This is a genomic window from Microcoleus sp. OTE_8_concoct_300 (assembly GCF_031383065.1).
In the GTDB taxonomy this organism is placed as follows: Bacteria; Cyanobacteriota; Cyanobacteriia; order Cyanobacteriales; family Microcoleaceae; genus Microcoleus.
Genome location: NZ_JANMZH010000104.1, coordinates 1 through 16,713 on the forward strand (window position 1 = coordinate 1; position 16,713 = coordinate 16,713).

The following is a 16,713-nucleotide window of genomic DNA, read 5'->3' on the forward strand; positions in this document are numbered from 1 at the left end:
TGTTTTTGTGGTTGGGGCGTCTCGCCCTTATATACGCGCGGGGCTCGACGCCCATCCCACAGGCTTATGCAAATTATTTAATTCACGATCCTTAGAACATCCGAACACACACTACAAGCTCGGCAATCAAACTGTATAAAAGGATGTTAGCAATCAAATGCTAGAAAAGGTCAAACTTCATAACTTCAAAAGTCATAAGGATACAGAACTTAGTTTAGATAGTTCACGCCTGCACGCACTGGTAGGACAAAACAGTTCTGGTAAAACATCAGTTTTGCAAGCATTGCATTATCTCAGTCGGCTTGCTAATTCATCATTTAAAAATATTTTTCAGCATGAAAGATCGCCTCAATTTATTACAACAATTGGGCAAGATAATATGTCTGTTAATGCAAGTGGTTTTTGGGGATACACAAATCAGAAGCATTGGGAAGCTTCCTATAACTGGCGGCAACAAAGCGTTAGTTCTCCTTGGTTCCCGACAGCATCATGGAAGGTCGATCAAGATCCGGGAAATGCGGAAGGATGGCAAAGTTCATTAAGCGATGCTAAATATCCAATTCCCCAATCTTTGAGATACTCAGTTCACCTGAAGCTCGTAGCCAGTAATCTTACTAAAGCAGCTTACAGTGATGCAATTACACCGCGAGTTGAGTTCGATGGTTCTGGGTTAGCACCTACCTTAGATTATCTTCGTGACGAAGCTCCAGATAAATTTCAATCTTTACAGGAAATGTTGAAACGGATTGTACCAGGTGTACGCGAGGTAGGGGTAAGGCGAGCTAAAGTTATGGTCAATCGCCAACGCTTAATCGAAGTCGATGGCAAATCTATCTCCTACGAAGAAAGTCAGGAAATTGCAGGGCAAGAAGTTGTTCTAGATATGAATACTGGTAAGCGTATTCCAGCCCATGCGATTAGCGAAGGCACAATGCTCGCTCTCGGATTACTGACTGTTTTGATGAATCCCAATCAACCTAATTTAGTGTTACTAGATGATGTTGAACAGGGACTCCACCCAAAAGCGCAACGAGAATTAATCGCTGTTTTCAAGGAAATTATTCAAGAAAACAGCAACCTGCAAATTATTTTTTCGACGCATTCTCCTTACATTGTCGATGAACTTATTCCTTCTCAAGTTCATGTATTAAGTAATAACAACTCCGGTGTGACTCGTTGCAAACGATTGGATGAACATCCTGATGTAGAATGGGCAAAACAAACTTTAACCACCGGAGAATTCTGGGATGCGGAGGGAGAATATTGGGTGGTTGCAGGAGAAATAAATGATTGAGTTTGTGGTGATTGTGGAAAGTAGCGCAGATGCACGAACCGCTACTAAATTAGCCGATCGCCTTTTAGTGGATAAAGTTGATTGGTTAGAACCTGAGATGCTGCAACATCTATTTCCATGGAGTGGTTTAGAAGCTGGCACAGAGAATTCTTGCTGGAAAAATATCGATGATATAACTAAACGTTTTTCCGAAAAATTTAAATTCCCCACCATCAGATCAAATGGAAGGTTTAAAAGTGATGGTCAATCAGCTAATAAAATTATGAAGTTAATCAGCTTTCTACAACACAAACAAAAGAGAGATATTAAAGCCGTTATTTTTATGCGTGATTTAGACAATCAACCTCAGCGAAGAGAACATATCGAGCAAGCACGTTTAGAACAGATCGATCCACAACCTAAATTAGCAATTATTATTGGTACACCCGACAGAATGCGGGAAGCTTGGGTCTTGAATGGGTTTATTCCATTTAATCAACAGGAAAAACAAATTCTTCAAGAGATAACGACCGAATTGACTTTTAATCCTTGCGAGGAGTCACACAGACTACGCTCTAACTCATGGGAAGAACCCGATCGCCTTAGAAATCCTAAAGTAGTTGTCGAAAAGCTAACAGGTGGCAAGATGGAGCGCGAAAAACAGTGCTGGGAAGAGACGAGTCTGGAATATCTACGAAAAAACGGTGTTCATACAGGCTTAACAGCCTATATTGATGAAATCGAGGAACGATTAATTCCAATCATTGGATCTGCTGAATAAATTTCAGAGAGAGAGTCCGAGTTGTTGGAGCACAATCTAAAATCTAAAATCTAAAATCTAAAATCCATTGACGGCGGCCCCCTCTTGCGCCTACGCTGTGAAATTAAGGTTGCTTTGCCGGAAGATGAAGCAGCCCGCGTCGCCCGAAAATCTAGTTGCACTGCCCAAAGCTGCTACCAACAGCAATGGACAGCTAACCGCCAAACTGTTTAGGCCAGTCTGGAGGCTGATCGAGAATCTTAGCATTCTCTGCAGCCGCCCTGCTTGTCGTTACTGTGCGGGGCGGCTAGGTTTTTGGGTTTTCCTCGAAAACCAAAAACCAGGAGACCATATTATGCCAGAGGAATTCGTGCCTGAGGATAACTCGTTCGTTAGCCCAGCCCTCCCAGACGATCGTCCAAACTCCGACTCAGCATTATCCGAACAAGAAGTCGTGCGGATATCGGTTGTCGGTTCCCGCAAAACCGTGTTAGAAACCATCCACACTTTGTACAGGCTGGGATTTGCCGCTGTCGGGGATTGGAGTAAGTTGCAGCGAGGCCCACAGCCGGGACAAGTTGTCAGTGTCCTCATCAGGCGATCGGGCAAAGCCTAGAAATAAGCCTAGCCTCCTAGGCGATCTCAGTGGGCGGATAAAATACACGATACGGCGATGAAATAGAGGACACGGCATTGCCGTGTCCCTACCCGATATCGGTATTTCCAGCAATTTCATCCGCAGTCAATCCCGCTTGAAAAACTTGTTGCGCCGTCAATTTCAACTCAGGAAAAGTGGGCGACTCGATTGTCTCATCTCCCCGAAATTGACTAACTTCATACTCACCATCAACCAACCGATAAATCGAAATAGTCGGTTGCTTGGGATTGCCAATAAACCTGCGACCCCCCAAACCGAGATAATCCACAATCCAATATTCAGGAATCCCGATTAGTTCATATTCGCCCACTTTCCTGATGTAGTCATCTTGCCAGTTGGTGCTAACTACTTCAATAACCAGCGGAATTGATGCTCCTTGAGTCACAGTAGAGAATTTTTGCCATAAAGGTTCTGATGCTAAGTTGGGGCGATTTAAGATCGGAATATCGGGCGAATAGGCTGATTCGTTTTCCGGCGGCTTAACTAATGCTTGTTTGGGGATGAAGTACGGAAGTTTTACCTTTCTAAACTCAGCAGTTAACTCTGAGGCTAAAAAACCGATAACTTCTTCATGGTCTCCTAATGGCTGTGACATTTCAACAATCCCTCCATTGTGAAGTTCATAACGTGCATTTTCGGGCTTCCATTCCGCAAATTCTTCAAAAGTTAGCGGTTTAGTTGCTATTTGAATCATGGCTGTTCTCCTTTGGGAAGCGACGAGGCAGAGCCTCTGGATATGGGTTCCCCAGGCAGAGCCTGGAAGTTAAAATTGTATTTTTCGGGCGGGCGAGATGCCCACCCCACAAGAAAATTTAAGTCTTGTGGAACAGGCATCTTGCCTGTTCTTAAAAATAGTGCGGGTTTGCCTGGTAACGCATATCTGGAGGCTCTGCCTCCATTTTGGGAAGCGACGAGGCAGAGCCTCTGGATATGGGTTCCCCAGGCAGAGCCTGGGAACCAGTTAAATGCCCAATTTCCACATTACCATTTGATCAATTGTGCATCTTGATTGAAAAACTTCCGGGACAATCCCTCAGTCAAAAGTAGAGTTGCAATTACAGTTGCCAGCGCTAACACAAACATAATCAAAATCTGGTAAGATGCTGCATCGAGAGGACTGACACCGCTCAGCATTTGACCTGTCATCATCCCGGGTAAAGTCACGATTCCTACCACCGTCATTGTATTTAAAAGCGGGATTAATCCAGCTTTGATGGCATCTTTGCGGTACTGCTTTACTGCTTGCTGCGGCGTCGAACCTAAACTTAAATGGGTTTCTATTTCTAACTGGCTGCTATTAACTGTACTCAGAAGTCTTTCGCCCGCGATCGCCCCAGAGTTCATCGCATTGCCCAAAATCATACCCGCTAAAGGAATCAGGTATTGCGGTTCGTACCAAGGGTCAGGTTGCAAAATTAGCAAGTTTGTATAGGCGAGAGTCAAGGCCGTACTGATAAAAATTGAACCCCAAACTAAGGGCAGTAAGTTCTTGATTTTTTTGCTGATGCGGTTGCTGGCAACCATGCTAGCAGTTGTCAGCATGATTGCTAAAACTGCTAAAACCAGCCAAGGATTTTTCCCCTCCGGGTCAAAGATGACTGCGAGCACGTATCCGACTAAGATTAGCTGGATCAGGGTGCGCCCCGCCGCGATCGCGATCGCCCCCTCCAATCCCAATCCCTGCCACGCCGAAAGCCCGATCGCGATCGCCACCATCCCCAAAGCCCAACCCAAATCTGTAAAATCTAGCTGAATTAACACCAGTCCACCCTTTCGATAACGTGATTGTTTGCCTGTCCAAATATAAGATATTTGAATAAACGTTTCTGGGAAACAGTTTTGCTGCAAGAATTTGCTTTGATAATGCTTGAAATTTATGGTGTGAAGAGTGAATAATGTTCCCCCCCTCGACTTAACCCGCCAATACGCGCAGATTGGCGACGAGATAACCACTGCGGTGCAAAAAGTGCTTGCCTCTGGCGGCTACGTAGGCGGCCCGGCCGTGAAGAGTTTTGAAGGAGATTTCGCCGACTATATCGGCGTTTCCGAGTGCGTTGGCTGCAACTCCGGCACCGATGCCCTGATTTTGGCTTTGCGTGCTCTCAAAATTGGTCCCGGCGATGAAGTCATTACCACTCCTTTTACCTTTTTTGCTTCGGCTGAGGTAATTAGCGCCGTCGGCGCAACTCCAGTATTTGTCGATATTGACAGCGGGACTTTTAATCTGGATGTCGAGCTCCTAGAAGCGGCAATTACCGACAAAACCAAGGCAATTATGCCCGTGCACATCTTCGGCCAACCGGTAGACATGACTCGGTTGATGGAAATTGCGACTCGGCACAATTTAGCCGTAATTGAAGATTGCGCCCAGTCTGTCGGGGCCCAGTGGCAGTCTCGAAAAGTCGGCAGCATCGGCCATGTCGGCTGCTTCAGTTTTTATCCGACCAAAAACTTAGGCGCTTGCGGTGACGGTGGCGCGGTGACGACAAACGATCGAGCCCTCGCAGCTTCGATGCGAATGCTCAAAGAACACGGACAGTCTTCTAGGTATTTCTACGAAGAAATCGGCTACAACAGCCGTTTAGATGCCCTGCAAGCGGTGATTCTCAGCATTAAATTGCGATATCTCGACAGTTGGAACGCCCAGCGACGTTCTCACGCGACACTTTACAGCGAATTTCTCTCCCGCGTGCCCGGAGTTGCCGTCCCCAAAGAATTGCCCTTGGCAAAAGGAGTTTGGAATCAATACACAATCCGGCTGACAAGTCCAGAATCCGCGCCAAATCCCTCTGGCGATTTTCGAGATTGGATGCGTGCTCAGTTGCAGGAATGCGGCATCGGTTCGATGGTTTACTATCCGTTACCTTTGCACCTGCAACCTGTTTACAAATCTTTGGGCTATGTTGTCGGTCAGTTGCCACAGGCTGAGCAAGTTTGTCGCGAAGTCTTGTCTTTGCCGATGTTTCCGGAACTTTCGAGGGATCAACAAGAGCGGACGATTTATGGGCTCAAAGATTGCTTGGCAAAGGCCGATCGCATCCGATAGCTTTGGGGCGATCGCAACAGCGAGGGAAACGCAGGAACACAGAGGAATTACAGGGTTGCAGTGCCGTGAAAATTTGCAGCGGTTAGGGAGAGCGGTTAAGTATTTTGACCGATCACTTGTACTTTTATGTACTATATTTAATGAAAAGAAACAAATTTAGGCTGGCAATCCGCCTCGAACGGGTGCATTTTCCGCTCGCCTAAAACTTGCAATGCGATCGGTCAATGATGAAGAAGGAAGTTCGGCAACGGATTCTGTAACGGATGTAACGGATGTAACGGATGTCAGGAAGAGGAAAGAGGGAAGAGGGAAGAAGGAAGAATAATTAATGTTTTAACTTTTAATTTTCGACTTTCAATCCCCGATGCTTTTATGCCCGATGCCCGATGCCCGATGCCCGATGCCCGATGCCCAATTCTCAATTTAACCTGTAATTTTCATAAGATAAGAGGAAAATAAACGAGTGCCTCAGTATCAATTCACTCAGGCTAGACGCTACGATCCACAAGCGATCGCTCATTATTACCGCAACCGTCCTTGGAAAGCAATTTGGCGCGCAATTACCGTTATTTGGTCTTTTGCAGGCTTTGTGCTGGGGATGCTGTGGGACAGTTGGCAGCACGAAGTCGCAGCACACCAGCCGGAACGGGCCGCCCACCTGCGACAAATACTTACTCGCTTGGGCCCCACTTTCATTAAAGTCGGTCAAGCCCTCTCTACCAGACCGGATTTGATCCGCAAAGACTTTCTCGAAGAATTGATCAAACTTCAGGATCAATTGCCGCCCTTTGACTCCGCGCGAGCTTTCGAGATTATTGAAGCGGAACTCGATCGCAAAATTAGCGCAACTTACAGCGAAATCTCCCCCGAACCTGTCGCCGCGGCAAGTCTTGGTCAAGTCTACCGAGCTCGCCTCCTCACCGGGGAAGCAGTAGCAGTCAAGGTTCAGCGACCAAATTTGCTCCCAGTCTTGAGCCTTGATCTTTATCTAATGCGCCGGGCGGCTGGATGGTTGGGCCCATTGTTGCCGCTGAATCTCGGTCACGACCTTTGTTTAATAGTCGATGAATTCGGTATCAAATTGTTCGAGGAAATTGATTATATCAATGAAGGACGGAATGCCGAGAAATTTGCTACAAATTTTGCCGATGACCCGACAGTAAAAGTTCCGAGTATTTACTGGCGTTATACTTCAAATTGCGTTCTGACTCTCGAATGGATTGAGGGCATCAAGCTGACAGATATAGAACGTGTTAAAGCCGCAGGTTTGGATACCGATAGTTTAATTGAAGTCGGAGTCCGCAGCGGTTTGCGACAGTTGCTGGAACATGGATTTTTTCATGCTGACCCCCATCCGGGAAATCTGTTTGCCTTAGCGGACGGCCGCATGGCTTACATTGATTTTGGGATGATGGATCAGATGGAAGAAACAACTAAAGAAACTTTGGTTGATTCTGTCGTTCATTTGATCAACAAAGATTACTTAGAGTTAGCCAAGGATTTTGTCAAACTTGGCTTTTTGACTCCAGATACAGATATTATGCCGATCGTCCCGGCGTTGGAATCTGTGCTCGGCGATATCGTCGGCGAAAAGGTGTCAGATTTTAACTTCAAGACGATTACAGACCAGTTTTCGGAGTTGATGTACGATTATCCTTTCCGAGTGCCGGCGAAATTTGCCTTAATTATTCGCTCTCTGGTGACAGAAGAAGGTTTGGCCCTGACCCTGAATCCCGATTTCAAGATAGTCGAGGTGGCGTATCCTTATGTAGCACGGCGTTTGTTGAACGGAGAATCTCCGGCACTGCGGCGGCGTCTGATTGAGGTATTATTCAAGGATGGCAAATTCCAGTGGAACAGGTTGGAGGACATGATCGCGATCGCCCGCTCCGATCGCAGTTTCGACTTGCTCCCCACCGCCCAACTAGGCTTGCAATTTTTGCTGTCAGAGGAAGGGTCGTTTTTGAGACGCCAGCTAATCTTAGCTTTGATTGAGGACGATCGACTCCACACCGAAGAAGTTCGCAGCCTGTGGAACTTAGTCAAGGAAGACTTGCAACCAGGTCGCCTTTTCAACGTTGCTCTAGGCGCTTTGGCGGAGTTTTCCACAGAAGGAGCAGCCGCGCTAACTCGATTTTAATTAGAAGGAAGAAGGAAGAAGGAAGAAGGAAGAAGGAAGAAGGAAGAAAAATAATTCTACTCTTGCCAATGCCCAATGCCCAATTCCCAATGCCCAATTCCCCATTCCCCATTCCCCATTCCCCATTCCCCATTCCCAACTTCCAATTACCCAAACTAAGGAATTATTCGTGTATTATTTTCCAGAGCCTCCCTATTTTTTAATGTCGGCGGGATTACTAGCAGGTATGGCCTCCGGCGTAGCATTTGAAGCAACTCTCAAACAAGCCGTACAACAGTGGTCTAAAAATCGTTCTACTCGCACCTTGGCTAACCTGCCAAGGCTGCAATTGGTCATACCTTTTCTGGGAATGGCCGGAGGAATTTGTGTATTTTTAGCTTCGGGGATGGAGATATTTGGCTTCCCAAAACTACTTTGTTATGCGCTAGCTTTGCCGCTGACGCTACTCACGGGCTGGCTAGTTTGGACTCAGTTGGGCAAGCTTTTGATCGAGCTAGAACGCGGAGGTTCCCAAGCGCTGGATCTGGATTCTTTTGAACAATGAAAGTTAACTATCAACCCTTTTTTCTGAGCAGGAATGGGGTTGATAGTTCTAGATGATTATCCTTGACGCTTTTTGAACGAACCGCAGAGGACGCAGAGAACGCAGAGAAAGAGAAAGAAGAGACTCACAATTTATGTAGAAATATATCTAGAAACTTTCCCAGATAAAATCTAAAATTGAAAATCTAAAATCGAATGGGTATTTTTATTGTTACGGGTGCAGCAGGATTTATCGGATCTAATTTAGTAGAAACTCTTTTAAATCGAGGGGATACGGTAATAGGTGTTGACGAGTTCAACGATTACTACGATCCGGCATTGAAGCGAAAAAACACTGCACATTTAGAAAAATATCCCGGTTTTGAATTGATTGAGGGGGATATTTTATCTCTGAATTGGCGAGGTCTTTTATCGGATGCAGAGGGTATTTTTCACCAGGCGGCGCAAGCAGGAGTCCGCGCCAGTTGGGGCGACGGTTTCCGCAGTTATACGGAACGCAATATTAACGCTACCCAAGTATTGTTAGAAGCGGCAAAAGATGCGCCCAATTTACAAAGGTTTGTGTATGCCTCATCGTCTTCAATTTACGGAAATGCTGAAGCTTTCCCCACGAATGAAAACGCTTGTCCGCAGCCAGTTTCTCCCTACGGAATTACGAAGTTAGCCGGTGAACGTTTGTGCGGACTTTATTACAAAAATTTTGGCGTTCCGACTACTTCCCTGCGCTATTTTACTGTTTACGGGCCCAGACAGCGCCCCGATATGGCTTTTCACAAGTTTTTTAAGTCGATTTTGTTTGATGAGGCGATTTCAATTTTCGGCGACGGATTGCAAACGCGGGATTTTACGTTTATCAGCGATTGCGTTGCTGCGAATTTAGCGGCGGCTGAGGTTCCGGAAGCTGCGGGGGAAGTTTTTAATATTGGTGGGGGAAGTCGGGTGGTTTTGAAAGAAGTTATTGATACAATACAGAGGATAGTCGATCGACCTATTCGGATAGATTTTACCGAAGCTGCGAGGGGAGACGCGCGGCACACTAGCGCGGATGTGTCTAAAGCCCAGAAAATCTTAGGTTATCAGCCGCAGGTTGCTTTAGAAGAAGGTTTAAGGCGCGAATGGGAGTGGATTCAGTCTTTGTACAGTTAGATACTATTTATCCCAGAAATTCCGCCACTTAAATTGAACATTGTTAACTTTTTGAATTACCCAACTTTTGAGATTTCTCTGCAAGCGAACCAACAAATTTGGAGGTGCGAGTTTTGGCTGTGTTTCCGGCGAATTCAAATAGCGGTAGTGCAGAAATACGTCTCGGTAGGGAATCTCAACATCTTCACCAGCACACAATTGATTAATTTTTGCAGCCGAAATACTCATGTAATGCAAATAAGTAAGCCGCCGTCCTTTATCATATAAAACATCATCTATCACCTCAAATCGAGAAGACCAATGATTTCCCGTTACCTGTTCGGGTTGAGCATATGCAAAGTTGTAAAAAGATATTTTGCTGCGGGCCACTAAATAGTTAAATAAAGATTGGTCAGGACACCCTAAAGACATAATTTCCGCTTCTCCTGATGTTAATTTTTCTAAAAATTGATAGCAATTATTTCGATTTAAAACCCCGGCTTTTGACGCAAACCAACCCGCACAAAAAGTATGAGATTGCAGTTCGTCCAAATTTAAAATTTGAGGTAATTTTGGGGAGGACAAATCAAATATATAATTCAGGTCTGATTTGTATTGAAAATCGTTTGCTACCCAGTCAAATTCATCTAGTTTTTGATAAATGTAATCTAGAGAACCCATTAACAAAGTGTCTGCGTCAAAATAGATAAATTTCTCAAAAGTGCCGTCAAAACAACAGAATTTCCGGTGCATTTCCAAACATTGAACTGGTTTCCCACCTTTAGCTTGCCAAACTTTTTGAGCTTTTGCATGAGTTTTCCAAACTTGAGTCGCAAAGTCTTCCCAGAAAATGATTGAATCGGTATTTTCAAACAGGGTGACATGAGGACGAGTTGCAATTTCTACTCGCACTTTTTTCATTCGATTATCATAGGGAATGATACAAACAGGAATATTTTTTGCGCCGTTGACTTCGAGGCTGTTTAATAAAGCGACTAAGTGGTCGAACACAACATCGTTTGCTAGAATATAAATGCCATCAGTCATGGGATTTTAGATTTTAGATTTTAGATTGAAGAATTCTACTCATTCAAAACTTGTTTGGTGTCAAAAACACAACCAAATCTATGAATTGTGGAACAGGCATCTTGGCTATTATTCAAAGCTTGTTTGGTGTCAAAAACACAACCAAATTTATGAATTGTGGAACAGGCATCTTGCCTGTTATTCCCAGCTTGCTTGGTGTCAAAAACACAACCAAATTTATGAATTGTGGAACAGGCATCTTGCCTGTTATTCAAAGCTTGTTGATAATCATACAACATATGAGCTTATCCTCACCTACTGAAAGCCCGAAATAAAAAATCTACTAAATTTGGTTTTTCTTCATTGAGATAACGATAATGTTTCCAAAGTTTCCAATAAGGACTACCCGATTTAATTGGTATTCCAGCCCAGTGAATATATTTTAACTTTTTGCCTTTGTCATAAAGAACATAATCTATTTCTTGAAAATGATTAGAACCAGCCCAGCTTCCAGGTTCGGTTGCTGAATCTTTAACAAGATTGCAGCGCTTGGGAATCAGCTTAAGAATGATATAATTTAGTAGAGGTTGGTCTGTGACATTTTGAGTAAAGTCAAAATATTCTCGATGCTGGGAACATTCTCGCAAAATTTCATACATTTGCGATTCTGTAATAGTTCCTTTTCTGGAAGCCCAAAAACCGCTGTTAAATACATCTTGAAGCTGTGAGTCTGTAAAGATATTCTGTTCTTTTACAGCGGGTGAAAATACATTTCGCAGTTTTTCGCTGAGGTGGTGGTAGTCGCAGCAAAAAAAGTCTACTTCTGATAGTTTGTTTAAGTTGTCTGCGATGTCTTCAAAGACGATGATATCGGTATCGATGTACAGAAATTCGTCAAGGGGGCCAAACCAGGCGGCGAGTTTTCGCATTTTGTTGGGGAGGGCTAAAAAGTTGCGATCGAACCTTTGGCCAATTTCTCTGGTAAACTGTTCCACAAACTCCAGATTTGGGAACAATCGCACCCCGTGGAGACTGCTGAGTGCGGCTGCGACTTGCTGATAATTGTCGTCGAAGGGAATCAGAAAAACAGGTACTTGACAATTGTACAGACGTATGCTGTTTAAAAGGGCGATCGCACTTTCCATCACCTTATCATTCGCAACAATATAAATACCGCGACTCACATCAAATCCATTAACATCAGAATAATTCATCTCTCTCTTCTCTAACTCTGCGTTCTCTGCGTACTCTGCGGTTTAATCATTAAAAAAAAATCCCAACTACATCAAACATTTATCCTCAACCTTCTCAATACCCTGGTTAACAAATTCTCCCCAGAAATCTCAGTATAAGACTTTGGCGCTTGGACAAAAATCGGACCCTTGGACGGTTCGCGGAGATAGCGGTAATGCAGGAACAAATCGCGATAGGGAAACTCAATATTTTCGCCCGCACAAACTCTGCGAATTAAATCCGGCGGCACACCAATATAATGAATGTAAGTAAGTCGGTTTCCCTTGTCGTACAAAATCTGATTTTGCTCTTCAAAATGTTGGGAAGTGACGCTACACCCAGTTTTTTCGCCATCCGGGAGGCTATAAGCAAAATTATAGCTATTCATCCCCGTTTTCATCACCATATAATTGAGCAACGGCTGTTCTCCCGCACCTTCATAGAGAATTTCCGCCTCGCCCGATTGCAGTTGAGTTACCAGCCATTCCCTAGTATTTTGCTCAAACAATCCTTGCTTGCTGGCGTAAAATCCAGAACAAAATATTTCCGAGTCGATCCGATTTTGCTCAAAAACTTCTAGCAGTTTTGGTGACTGAATATTGTATACTTTAGTTGGGTCGCGAAATTGAAAATCATAAACCACAAAATCCGATGACTCTAACTTCTGAAAAACCGCATCAAGGGAATTCATCACCAAAGTATCCGCATCCATGTAGATAAACTTTTCAAACGGGCCGTCGAAAGCGCAAAAGCGCCGATGTGCGCCGTAAAGCCGAAATTTTTTGCGGTTCAAACGCTCGGGTGCGGCTGCTTGCATGAATTTGTCCCATCGCTGGATTGAGGCGCTATCTTCATAAATAAAGACGTTGGGACGGTTAACAATTTCAGCTTGGATTTGCTGTATCTGGTCGTCGAAAGGATAAATACAGACAGGAGTATTTGAGCCTAAGATAACTTCAATACTGTTGAGTAAAGCAATTAGTTGGTCGTAAACTGTATCGTTAGCAAGCGTGCAAATTCCATTCATATTTAGTGAATAAATTGTGGTAGGGTGCCTCGCTTGTCGCATATTTGTAAGTAGCAAGAATTGTTGCTAGCGACGCACCCTACAAGGGCTGACCGCCTGTGCGTCCAGGACTATCAAAGAAACCGGGTTTTTTGCTGTTTCTGTCGGCTGTAATCCGTCTTCTCAGAAAAAAAACCGGTTTCTGACCACCCGTCCGTCCATAACTAATTAAAAGACGATCGTCCAACCTTCGCGCTGTGCTTGTTGCTGAGTGTACGACACGCCGTCAACTTTCAAACCTTCTTGATTTAGCAGCGTAATCAAGCCACCTTTTTTACTTAGCTGCACGTTTCGTGGCAAGGTAACGACAACAGAAGCACCAGCAGCAACCGTACCGGAAAGCCTATGCTTGTTTTTTAACTTATCTGCGATCGACCATCCAGTCAAATCGATTGCATCCGGTGAAGCATTCAGCAGCGTTACGGTTTCCTTTCCAGCATCTTCACCCACAGGACTTACTAACGCCGCCACAATTCTGACAATATAGTCAGGTTCTAGAACTTTACCTCCTTTGCCAGGTTTGACAGGAGGTTTGCCGATAATGGGTGAGGGTATAGTGTCGATGGGCTGTCCCGAATGGTCATCAGTGTGCCAAGTTTGCGATTGAAACTTCAGGAAAATGCCTATCCAGCGGTTCTCTGACGGGAAGTGTACCAGCATTCCGCCGTCTTGCCAAACACCGTTATCATTGGCAAACTTGCCGGCATTCCCCTGATTCATGTGGATGTCGTGAATGCCGTTACCGGGCAAAAAGCCGAAGATTTTGTCTTTGATGGTTTCGGGCCCCCATTTCTCGCCGAAAGCATAGATATGAGCTGATTCATCCGACATTGCCCGCTGCACGTATTTGTCAATTTTCTCGTTTAAGTCATTATCCGCACCAGGTACATCGAAGGGTAGAGGTATCATTTTAGTACGATCGAACAGATTGCCGCGGATAAAATCAAGTGCCAAACTACCGGGCTTTCTCTCCAATTCCTTGAAGCCCAAAGGCAACTCTGCCAAACCTGCCAAAATGGGATGAGAAAAATTTTCATCCACCAAATACTCTAATTCCGACGGTTCTACCTGCGATTTTACGTTTACAGCAATTCGGTAGTCTGTATCTTCCGAAACTAAGTGAACTTGGTAATGAGCATTAGACGTAATCCCCAAACGGCGTCCCACAGGACGACCTTTTAAAACACCGTAATTCTTTAAACCCACAAGCTTCTCCTCGGTATTTCAAAATATACAACATACTCTACAGGAGCGATCGTACTGGCCAGTCAAGCCACCCCTTCATCCTATCACTCTTCCCCCAATAACTTATCATAGAAATCCGGTTTCTTGCTGTTACGAATCATTACAATTTATTGCCTGAGATACAAAGTTAGACAGCCAATTGAGCAAGTTCAATTCGTGGAGAATGATTTGTCTGGCTTCGGCAATTTTATCCCTGGCTTCATGCCAATAATCCGCATCAGCCACAACCTCTTTAATAAATTCTACTCCTTTCTCATCCAAACTCGGCAGCCGCAGAAAACTCCCTGCAGGCAACAACTTATCCGCCGCCGAACCGCCGTAATAAATTGGCAAGCACCAAGCTAACAAAGCATCCCAAAGCTTTTCGCTGACATACCAATCGTTTTCTGCATAATTTTCAATAGCTAAGTTGTAATAGTATGGCGCGACGGCGTGCCATTTATTGTTCACAGTGCCGTTCCCGCGCGCCCAAGTTGGCAAGTTTCGCCCGTAAAGGTCAAAATCCAATTCTTGCGATTGCAGCAATTTGATAAAGTCTAATCTGTGGCGGTGATTGGCGGTGCGGCTAACACCTGAAGTAATCCAAGAACAGGATTTAGTTTTCGGTGGCGCAGGCATTTCATCGAGTTCTCGAAACGAGTTAGAGTGATACCAAATCGCGGGCATATAATCAGGTTTTGGTGCGAAATCGTCGGGCCCGGAAACGTAACCGCAATAAAGTTTGGCTTGTTCGTAGTTGGCTTTGGTAATTTCAATAACTTCTGGTAATGGTGGCTCCCGGATTAGGTAAATTATGCGTTCCTTGGGGACACCGCGCAATTTTTCTCGAATGTCATTTTCGGGATTTTGGGGGCTTGGACGGCGGATTTTGTCGATCCAGGATTGATTTTTGGAAGGTTTGGGAAAGTCGAATTGATACATCAGTAAAAAGTCTGGTTCTGGGTGATTTGCTAGCATTTGAATGTTGCCCCATTTGCCGAAGTTTTGGGGGGTTTGTTGCCACAGCCAGTCGCTTTGATTCATTCCTGGGTAGGTGGTGATTGTGCCGATAATTTTTGGGTTCATATCTAATAATAAATCTGGTTTTTGCGTGTGGGCGGGGCGGGTTTATGAAATTATTAATTTTAGGCGATGATTGTTGGTAAAACCCGCCCCTACGGATTTTAAAATTATCGGATGATGATTTTTTGGTTCATATCTAATAATAAATCTGGTTTTTGCGTGTGGGCGGGGCGGGTTTATGATATTATTAATTTTAGGCGATGATTGTTGGTAAAACCTGCCCCTACGGATTTTGAAATTATCGGATGAGAATTAATGAATGATTTGCGATCGCACTTGGTCATCTACATAACCCATAATTTTCTGTATCCTATTTTCCCAGGAAAATTGCTTGACAAAATTCAATGTTTCTGCATAACCTTCGCTTTTCCTCGGATATTTAGTTAAACAATCTCGAATGCTTTGCGCGAACTGGTGCGGGTTATCGGGTTCGCACCAAGTTGCTGCTATATTTCCCGATTTAAATTCCATTAAAGATGCAATCTCCGTCGCTACAATCGGAGTTCCCGATGCCATATAATCAAAGAATTTTAAAGGAGATGTGAACGTCGCGGCCTCTGTCAAACAGTGCGGGTGAGTCAAAACATCGGCTGCTTGCAGCAAGCTAGCCAGTTGATTTTGAGGCAGGTAGCCGAGAAATTTAATGTTGTTAACTTGCTTCGATTTGGCTAATTGCTGGTAGGCTGTTACTTGGGATGAATCACCGCCCGCGATCGCAAATTGAACTCGCGGCAACTCCCGGGCCACATCCACTAGCATATCGACACCTTTAAACGGGTAAAGTCCGCCTGCATAAACTGCTAAATGCTGTCTGTCATCTTCTAATAATTGCTGTCGCCAATTCTGGGCAGCTTCTGTTTGTCGGGCGAGAAACAAATGGTTAAAACCGTTGTGCAGCGTAATTACTTTTTCCGGCGGCATCCCATTCAAAATCATGCTGTCTCGCACTGTATCGGCAACAGTTACGGAAATCTGAAACAGAGGATTGCGGACAATTTCTGATTCAAATTGCTTGTTTTCATGGTGGTGCTGTTCGTAGATAGCGGGAATTCCGTTTTTAATTGCTGCTTGGACAAAGTTCCAGTCCCGGGTATGGACAATTTGAGTCGATTTAAGCAGGTGAATCGGTAAATAGTATTTTGATACTATGGTACTCGCACTCGTCCACTTGTTATCCCAAAGGTCGATCGGCCAAGGCATGGGCAAATCTGCTACTTTTAATTTTTCCTGAATATTGTAAATTTTGGCAAGTTTGTCATCCGGTTTACTCGGTTGAAAAGGAAAAAGCCAATCAACCGGATTCAAAGCACTCCAGCCTTTGCGGAGGTATACCAAAACTGCTGGATAACCGAGATTTGCTGCGGCATTGGCAGAGTGTGCAACTTGAACTAAACTCGCTACATTGGGTTGCGGCAAAATATTTCTGGTAAAAAATACATAATATTTAGACATCGTAATTGGTAATTGGTAATTGTTGACTGTGCAGACTGTTGAGTAATGACTACTGACTGCTGACAACTGCCAACTGCCAACTGA

Annotated in this window: 16 protein-coding genes; 7 read left to right on the forward strand and 9 right to left on the reverse strand. The window is 44.5% G+C overall.

Annotated features, from left to right (window positions below):
- Positions 1-157: 157 nt before the first annotated feature.
- The 3 genes from ACUVJL_RS04685 (at position 158) to ACUVJL_RS04695 (ending at position 2,649) form a co-directional block, all read left to right on the forward strand.
- On the forward strand, positions 158-1,294 hold the full coding sequence (locus ACUVJL_RS04685) for an AAA family ATPase (protein ID WP_445244785.1): 1,137 nt from the start codon (positions 158-160) through the stop codon (positions 1,292-1,294).
- The gene (locus tag ACUVJL_RS04690) at positions 1,287-2,054 is read left to right on the forward strand and encodes a hypothetical protein (protein WP_445244786.1); all 768 of its coding nucleotides are present in this window, start codon (positions 1,287-1,289) and stop codon (positions 2,052-2,054) included. Before ACUVJL_RS04685 ends, ACUVJL_RS04690 begins: the two co-directional genes overlap by 8 nt.
- A 124-nt stretch (positions 2,055-2,178) precedes the next feature.
- Entirely contained in the window at positions 2,179-2,649 is a 471-nt protein-coding gene (locus ACUVJL_RS04695) for a hypothetical protein (RefSeq protein ID WP_445244787.1), read from the forward strand.
- An 88-nt stretch (positions 2,650-2,737) separates the two neighbouring features.
- Here ACUVJL_RS04695 and ACUVJL_RS04700 read toward each other — a convergent pair whose 3' ends face one another.
- Positions 2,738-3,385 carry a Uma2 family endonuclease gene (locus ACUVJL_RS04700; protein ID WP_445244788.1) on the reverse strand — a complete coding sequence of 216 codons (648 nt, stop codon included), beginning with the start codon at positions 3,383-3,385 and terminating at the stop codon, positions 2,738-2,740.
- A 287-nt stretch (positions 3,386-3,672) separates the two neighbouring features.
- Positions 3,673-4,452, reverse strand: a complete 780-nt coding sequence (locus ACUVJL_RS04705) for an ABC transporter permease (protein ID WP_445244789.1) — start codon at positions 4,450-4,452, stop codon at positions 3,673-3,675.
- Positions 4,453-4,579: 127 nt separating this feature from the next.
- Here ACUVJL_RS04705 and ACUVJL_RS04710 point away from each other — a divergent pair, with 127 nt between their 5' ends.
- The 4 genes from ACUVJL_RS04710 (at position 4,580) to ACUVJL_RS04725 (ending at position 9,566) form a co-directional block, all read left to right on the forward strand.
- On the forward strand, positions 4,580-5,737 hold the full coding sequence (locus tag ACUVJL_RS04710; protein WP_445244790.1) for a DegT/DnrJ/EryC1/StrS family aminotransferase: 1,158 nt from the start codon (positions 4,580-4,582) through the stop codon (positions 5,735-5,737).
- Positions 5,738-6,200: 463 nt separating this feature from the next.
- Positions 6,201-7,877 carry an ABC1 kinase family protein gene (locus ACUVJL_RS04715; protein WP_445244791.1) on the forward strand — a complete coding sequence of 559 codons (1,677 nt, stop codon included), beginning with the start codon at positions 6,201-6,203 and terminating at the stop codon, positions 7,875-7,877.
- Positions 7,878-8,046: 169 nt separating this feature from the next.
- The gene (locus ACUVJL_RS04720; RefSeq protein WP_332957742.1) at positions 8,047-8,421 is read left to right on the forward strand and encodes a hypothetical protein; all 375 of its coding nucleotides are present in this window, start codon (positions 8,047-8,049) and stop codon (positions 8,419-8,421) included.
- Between the two features lie 194 nt (positions 8,422-8,615).
- Positions 8,616-9,566 carry an NAD-dependent epimerase/dehydratase family protein gene (locus ACUVJL_RS04725; protein ID WP_445244792.1) on the forward strand — a complete coding sequence of 317 codons (951 nt, stop codon included), beginning with the start codon at positions 8,616-8,618 and terminating at the stop codon, positions 9,564-9,566.
- A gap of 3 nt (positions 9,567-9,569) precedes the next feature.
- On the opposite strand, the gene ACUVJL_RS04730 is transcribed toward ACUVJL_RS04725, so the two are convergent.
- From ACUVJL_RS04730 to ACUVJL_RS04760, 7 genes are all read right to left on the reverse strand, one after another.
- A complete protein-coding gene (locus tag ACUVJL_RS04730; protein ID WP_445244793.1) occupies positions 9,570-10,592 on the reverse strand; it encodes an Npun_R2821/Npun_R2822 family protein in 1,023 nt (340 codons plus the stop codon).
- 35 nt (positions 10,593-10,627) lie between these two features.
- Positions 10,628-10,870, reverse strand: coding sequence for a hypothetical protein (locus ACUVJL_RS04735; RefSeq protein WP_445244794.1), 243 nt, complete (start codon positions 10,868-10,870; stop codon positions 10,628-10,630).
- Positions 10,871-10,882: 12 nt separating this feature from the next.
- Entirely contained in the window at positions 10,883-11,755 is an 873-nt protein-coding gene (locus ACUVJL_RS04740) for an Npun_R2821/Npun_R2822 family protein (protein WP_445244835.1), read from the reverse strand.
- Positions 11,756-11,856: 101 nt separating this feature from the next.
- Positions 11,857-12,831: an Npun_R2821/Npun_R2822 family protein gene (locus ACUVJL_RS04745; protein ID WP_445244795.1), complete on the reverse strand. Its 975-nt coding sequence runs from the start codon at positions 12,829-12,831 to the stop codon at positions 11,857-11,859.
- A gap of 207 nt (positions 12,832-13,038) precedes the next feature.
- Positions 13,039-14,076 carry a DUF2278 family protein gene (locus tag ACUVJL_RS04750; protein WP_445244796.1) on the reverse strand — a complete coding sequence of 346 codons (1,038 nt, stop codon included), beginning with the start codon at positions 14,074-14,076 and terminating at the stop codon, positions 13,039-13,041.
- A gap of 129 nt (positions 14,077-14,205) precedes the next feature.
- Positions 14,206-15,180 carry a glycosyltransferase family 10 domain-containing protein gene (locus ACUVJL_RS04755; RefSeq protein ID WP_445244797.1) on the reverse strand — a complete coding sequence of 325 codons (975 nt, stop codon included), beginning with the start codon at positions 15,178-15,180 and terminating at the stop codon, positions 14,206-14,208.
- A 249-nt stretch (positions 15,181-15,429) separates the two neighbouring features.
- Positions 15,430-16,629, reverse strand: a complete 1,200-nt coding sequence (locus ACUVJL_RS04760) for a glycosyltransferase family 4 protein (protein ID WP_445244798.1) — start codon at positions 16,627-16,629, stop codon at positions 15,430-15,432.
- Positions 16,630-16,713 lie beyond the last annotated feature (84 nt).

Excerpts from the sequence above, each read along its gene's own strand:
- ACUVJL_RS04685 (WP_445244785.1), top strand. The coding sequence starts at position 158 with ATGCTAGAAAAGGTCAAACTTCATAACTTCAAAAGTCATAAGGATACA.
- ACUVJL_RS04690 (WP_445244786.1), top strand. The coding sequence starts at position 1,287 with ATGATTGAGTTTGTGGTGATTGTGGAAAGTAGCGCAGATGCACGAACC.
- ACUVJL_RS04695 (WP_445244787.1), top strand. The coding sequence starts at position 2,179 with ATGAAGCAGCCCGCGTCGCCCGAAAATCTAGTTGCACTGCCCAAAGCT.
- ACUVJL_RS04700 (WP_445244788.1), bottom strand. The coding sequence starts at position 3,385 with ATGATTCAAATAGCAACTAAACCGCTAACTTTTGAAGAATTTGCGGAA.
- ACUVJL_RS04725 (WP_445244792.1), top strand. The coding sequence starts at position 8,616 with ATGGGTATTTTTATTGTTACGGGTGCAGCAGGATTTATCGGATCTAAT.
- ACUVJL_RS04730 (WP_445244793.1), bottom strand. The coding sequence starts at position 10,592 with ATGACTGATGGCATTTATATTCTAGCAAACGATGTTGTGTTCGACCAC.
- ACUVJL_RS04735 (WP_445244794.1), bottom strand. The coding sequence starts at position 10,870 with ATGTTGTATGATTATCAACAAGCTTTGAATAACAGGCAAGATGCCTGT.
- ACUVJL_RS04745 (WP_445244795.1), bottom strand. The coding sequence starts at position 12,831 with ATGAATGGAATTTGCACGCTTGCTAACGATACAGTTTACGACCAACTA.
- ACUVJL_RS04755 (WP_445244797.1), bottom strand. The coding sequence starts at position 15,180 with ATGAACCCAAAAATTATCGGCACAATCACCACCTACCCAGGAATGAAT.
- ACUVJL_RS04760 (WP_445244798.1), bottom strand. The coding sequence starts at position 16,629 with ATGTCTAAATATTATGTATTTTTTACCAGAAATATTTTGCCGCAACCC.